This window comes from Pseudomonas sp. SDO5591_S426 (assembly GCF_054070755.1).
The window spans coordinates 1-4,297 of record NZ_JBSVXD010000301.1 but is presented as its reverse complement, the minus strand read 5'-3'; the positions used below and the strand labels follow the sequence as shown (position 1 = coordinate 4,297).

General features: G+C 58.3%; 5 protein-coding genes. All 5 read left to right on the top strand.

Annotation, left to right across the window (positions count from 1 at the left end; all coding sequences use genetic code 11):
* Positions 1–203 precede the first annotated feature (203 nt).
* The 5 genes from oscA (at position 204) to ACW9JC_RS28905 (ending at position 4,246) form a co-directional block, all read left to right on the top strand.
* The gene (gene oscA / locus ACW9JC_RS28925; protein ID WP_022643503.1) at positions 204–386 is read left to right on the top strand and encodes a sulfur starvation response protein OscA; all 183 of its coding nucleotides are present in this window, start codon (positions 204–206) and stop codon (positions 384–386) included.
* Positions 387–466: 80 nt separating this feature from the next.
* A complete protein-coding gene (locus ACW9JC_RS28920) occupies positions 467–1,480 on the top strand; it encodes a sulfate ABC transporter substrate-binding protein (protein WP_338584130.1) in 1,014 nt (337 codons plus the stop codon).
* A gap of 69 nt (positions 1,481–1,549) precedes the next feature.
* On the top strand, positions 1,550–2,368 hold the full coding sequence (gene cysT / locus ACW9JC_RS28915; RefSeq protein WP_034148416.1) for a sulfate ABC transporter permease subunit CysT: 819 nt from the start codon (positions 1,550–1,552) through the stop codon (positions 2,366–2,368).
* Positions 2,369–2,380: 12 nt separating this feature from the next.
* Positions 2,381–3,253, top strand: coding sequence for a sulfate ABC transporter permease subunit CysW (gene cysW / locus ACW9JC_RS28910; RefSeq protein WP_027922271.1), 873 nt, complete (start codon positions 2,381–2,383; stop codon positions 3,251–3,253).
* Between the two features lie 3 nt (positions 3,254–3,256).
* The gene (locus ACW9JC_RS28905; RefSeq protein ID WP_457459308.1) at positions 3,257–4,246 is read left to right on the top strand and encodes a sulfate/molybdate ABC transporter ATP-binding protein; all 990 of its coding nucleotides are present in this window, start codon (positions 3,257–3,259) and stop codon (positions 4,244–4,246) included.
* The last annotated feature ends 51 nt before the right edge of the window (positions 4,247–4,297 follow it).

Genomic DNA, 4,297 nt, shown 5'->3' with positions numbered 1-4,297 from the left:
GTAGGAGCTGCCGAAGGCTGCGATCTTTTGATCTTGGGGCCAATAGCACTGCGCAAACCCTTGTCCCACCAAATAATCTCCTTTGGTTATATAAACATTCTTAAATAGTCTTTTTAAGAATATCTGCGCCTCTCTACTATTGGTTCCACGCCGCAAGCAGTGCCGCCACTGCCAGGCAACCACACAGTCGAAGGAGCAGCACCATGAGCGCATCTCTACGTAGCGTTGACGGCCAGGACGAAGCAACCATCTTGCGTGAAATCCAGAGCGCCCTGCGCGATCTGCGGTTCGGCGCGGTGGAAATCACCGTGCACAACGCTCAGGTGGTGCAGATCGAACGCAAGGAAAAATTCCGTTTGCAGCAGCCGGGTAATAAACCGAGCTGACGCAATCTTTGAACCGGCACCGCGATTCCAGAAATCCATAAGAACTAGCCAACACAATTAGAATTCCAGGAGCTTTCACCATGTCGTCGATTCGTCACTTCGCTTTGGCCGCCTTGGCCAGCGCCCTTTTTGCTGGTTCCGCGGTTGCCAAGGATTATGAGCTGCTCAACGTCTCGTACGACCCGACTCGTGAGCTGTACCAGGATTACAACGCCGAGTTCGTCAAGTTCTGGCAGAAAGACCACGCTGGCGACACCGTGAAAATCCAGCAGTCCCACGGTGGTTCGGGCAAGCAGGGCCGAGCGGTGATCGACGGTCTGCGTGCTGACGTGGTGACCCTGGCCCTGGCGGGTGACATCGACGAAATCGCCAAGCTCGGCAAGACCCTGCCGGCGGACTGGCAGAAGCGTCTGCCGGAAGCGAGCACGCCTTACACCTCGACCATCGTGTTCCTGGTACGCAAGGGCAACCCGAAAGGCATCAAGGACTGGGGCGATCTGGTCAAGAATGACGTATCGGTGATCACGCCGAACCCGAAAACCTCCGGCGGCGCCCGCTGGAACTTCCTCGCGGCGTGGGCCTATGGCCTGAAAGCCAACGGTGGTGACGAAGCCAAGGCCAAGGAATATGTACAAACCCTGTTCAAGCACGTGCCTGTGCTGGACACCGGTGCTCGCGGTTCGACCATCACCTTCGTCAACAACGGTCAGGGTGACGTGTTGCTGGCCTGGGAAAACGAAGCCTTCCTGGCGCTGAAAGAAGACGGTGGTGCCGACAAATTCGAAATCGTGGTGCCTTCGCTGTCGATCCTTGCCGAGCCTCCGGTAGCCGTAGTCGACAAAAACGCCGAGAAAAAGGGTAACGAGCAGATCGCTGAAGCGTACCTCAAGCACCTGTACAGCCCGGCCGGCCAGGAAATTGCGGCGAAAAACTTCTATCGTCCACGGGATAAGGACGTGGCCTCCAAGTACGCCCAGCAGTTCCCGAAACTGGAGCTGGTGACCATCGACAAGGACTTCGGCGGCTGGAAAACCGCGCAGCCGAAATTCTTCAATGACGGCGGCGTATTCGACCAGATCTATCAGGCACAGTAATCTTAAATAGCCACTAACGAGCCCCGGATTTACTTTCGGGGCTTTGTGCGTTCTCAACCAAGGACTTTTATGTCGCGTCGTATCTCCCCCGTCATACCCGGCTTCGGGCTGACGCTGGGCTACACCTTGGTGTACCTCAGCCTGATTGTGCTCATACCACTGGCGGCGATGTTCGTGCATGCCGCTCAACTCACCTGGGATCAGTTCTGGGCAATCATTTCGGCACCACGAGTGCTGGCGGCGTTAAAGCTGAGCTTCGGCACTGCGCTCTATGCCGCGATCATCAACGGCATCATCGGCACGCTGCTGGCCTGGGTGCTGGTGCGCTATACCTTCCCTGGACGCAAAATCATCGACGCCATGATCGACCTGCCGTTCGCATTGCCCACGGCGGTGGCCGGTATTGCGCTGACAGCGTTGTATACCCCTACCGGTCTGGTGGGTCAGTTTGCAGCGGATCTGGGTTTCAAGATCGCCTATACCCCTCTGGGCATCACCCTTGCCCTGACTTTTGTGACACTTCCATTCGTAGTACGTACCGTACAGCCGGTATTGGCCGATATTCCTCGTGAAGTGGAGGAAGCGGCGGCGTGCCTCGGTGCAAAACCATTGCAGGTTTTCCGCCATATCCTGGTGCCGGCGCTGTTGCCGGCCTGGTTGACCGGTTTTGCCCTGGCCTTTGCCCGCGGGGTCGGCGAGTACGGTTCGGTGATTTTCATCGCCGGCAACATGCCGATGAAAACCGAGATCCTGCCGCTGCTGATCATGGTCAAGCTCGACCAGTACGATTACACCGGCGCTACCTCCATTGGTGTACTGATGCTGGTGGTTTCTTTCATTTTGCTGCTGCTGATCAACTTGCTGCAGCGCCGCATCGAAACCCCATAAGGAGGCGCACCCATGTCCCAATCGTCAATTGCTGCCGCCTCTTCGGCCAACGCTGCCCGCCGTGGCAGTGCGACTTCGCGGCGAATCCTGATCGGCCTTGGCTGGCTGATTTTTGCGCTGTTCCTGTTGTTGCCGCTGTTCATCGTGGTGTCCCAGGGCTTGAAGCTGGGCCTTGGTGCATTCTTCACCGCGATCTTCGAGCCCGACGCATTGTCGGCGCTGAAACTCACGGTGATCGCCGTGCTGATTTCGGTGCCGTTGAACCTGGTGTTCGGCGTCAGCGCCGCGTGGTGCGTGAGCAAGTACTCGTTTCGCGGCAAGAGCATGCTGGTGACGCTCATCGACCTGCCGTTCTCGGTATCACCGGTGATCGCCGGTCTGGTCTACGTGCTGATGTTCGGCGCCCAAGGCCTGTTCGGGCCGTGGTTGCAGGATCACGACATCCAGATCGTCTTCGCGCTGCCAGGGATTGTGTTGGCGACGATTTTCGTCACCGTGCCGTTCGTGGCCCGTGAGCTGATCCCGCTGATGCAGGAACAAGGCACACAGGAAGAAGAGGCCGCGCGCCTGCTGGGTGCCAACGGCTGGCAGATGTTCTGGCACGTCACCGTACCCAACATCAAATGGGGCCTGATCTACGGCGTGGTGCTGTGTACCGCGCGGGCCATGGGTGAGTTCGGTGCGGTATCGGTGGTTTCCGGGCACATTCGCGGGGTGACCAACACTCTGCCGCTGCACGTCGAGATCCTCTACAACGAATACAACCACGTGGCCGCGTTCGCGGTAGCGAGCCTGTTGCTGATCATGGCGCTCTTCATCCTGCTGCTTAAGCAGTGGAGCGAAAACCGTATTAACCGCCTGCGCGCCAGCGCCGCGGAGGAATAATTCATGTCGATCGAAGTGCGTAACGTCAGCAAGAATTTCAATGCGTTCAAGGCGCTGGACAACATCAGCCTGGACATCCAGAGCGGTGAACTCGTCGCGCTGCTCGGTCCGTCGGGTTGCGGCAAGACCACGCTCCTGCGGATCATCGCCGGTCTGGAAACCCCGGATCAGGGCAACATCGTGTTCCACGGTGAAGACGTTTCCGGCCACGACGTGCGTGATCGCAACGTCGGTTTCGTGTTCCAGCACTACGCCTTGTTCCGCCACATGACGGTGTTCGACAACGTCGCGTTCGGCCTGCGGATGAAACCGAAAAATCAGCGCCCGAGCGAAAGCCGGATCGCAGAAAAAGTCCACGAACTGCTGAACATGGTGCAGCTGGATTGGTTGTCGGATCGTTACCCGGAACAACTCTCCGGTGGTCAGCGTCAGCGGATCGCATTGGCCCGCGCCTTGGCGGTGGAGCCGAAAGTGCTGCTGCTCGATGAACCCTTCGGCGCCCTCGACGCCAAGGTTCGCAAGGAACTGCGCCGCTGGTTGGCGCGCCTGCACGAAGACATCAACCTGACTTCGGTGTTCGTGACCCACGACCAGGAAGAAGCGATGGAAGTCGCCGACCGCATCGTGGTGATGAACAAGGGTGTGATCGAGCAGATCGGTTCACCGGGTGACGTCTACGAAAACCCGGCCAGCGATTTCGTTTATCACTTCCTTGGTGACTCGAACCGTCTGCATCTGGGCGAGGACAACCACGTGCTGTTCCGTCCGCATGAGGTGTCGTTGTCGCGCCACGAACTCGACGATCACCATGCGGCGGAAGTGCGCGACATTCGTCCGCTGGGCGCGACGACGCGGGTGACGCTGAAGGTTGAAGGCCAGACAGATTTGATCGAGGCCGAAGTGGTGAAGGATCACGACAGCCTGATCGGTTTGGCCAAGGGCGAGACCCTGTTCTTCAAGCCGAAGGTCTGGCAGAAACTCGCCAACATCTAAGATCAAATGATCGCAGCCTGCGGCAGCTCCTACAGAGACTTATGACCGACA